The sequence below is a fragment of the Peribacillus sp. P4_C12 genome, assembly GCF_056402095.1.
On record NZ_JBFUIB010001119.1, the window covers coordinates 1 to 652 of the forward strand.

Genomic DNA, 652 nt, shown 5'->3' on the forward strand with positions numbered 1-652 from the left:
GGAGTAAGGTGTGCTTATGCAGATAATAATAATGTACTCAAAATTGCATATCTGAAATTAGTGAATCTGTTGATTAACAATAAAGATGTTTAATTACAAATAAAGTCGTTACATTTACAATAATGTTGTTTAAAAATGTCATCTTTAATCACAGGATAAATATTACAAATATGTTTTTTTTACTTATAATAGATAGGTATTTACTTTATATAACATTCAGAAAAGGAGGGTTTAATGAAGCGTAAATCTTTGGTATTAGCTGCTATTATTGGAGTATCTATACTAGGTTTCGGAGCACCCGAAGCCAGCGCAAGTGAATATGTATATTTTGAAACTGAAGATGGTAAGTATGAAACAACAGTTAAGACAACAAGCACATATAGAAATGTTGAAATAGCTGTAAATATAGTAAAAATTAATAGAAGTACAGGAGGTCGAGTTGCATACAATGACGCAAGCCCTGCATGGGGAGTACAGATTCCTTAACGGTTAGAGATAGCCTTCTTCACCATCTATGTGTATATGGGCAACATTTAGGGCAAATATTTGGAGAAGATGACTACTCTAGAAACTCCAAAAGACTTAGCCAGCGGGAAATTGAAGTATTGCAGAAAATGTCTTGGGGTGAAAGCACGAAGGTAATGGCTGTATC

The 652-nt window shown here is 33.4% G+C and carries 1 protein-coding gene and 1 pseudogene; both read left to right on the forward strand.

All coding sequences use genetic code 11. From position 1 onward, the window contains the following. The first annotated feature begins 234 nt into the window (after positions 1 to 234). The gene (locus AC1DUW_RS31685; protein WP_053346193.1) at positions 235 to 486 is read left to right on the forward strand and encodes a hypothetical protein; all 252 of its coding nucleotides are present in this window, start codon (positions 235 to 237) and stop codon (positions 484 to 486) included. Further along, positions 465 to 652 (forward strand): annotated as a pseudogene (locus tag AC1DUW_RS31690) (hypothetical protein); the annotation flags it as partial. The gene AC1DUW_RS31685 and the pseudogene AC1DUW_RS31690, both read left to right, overlap by 22 nt.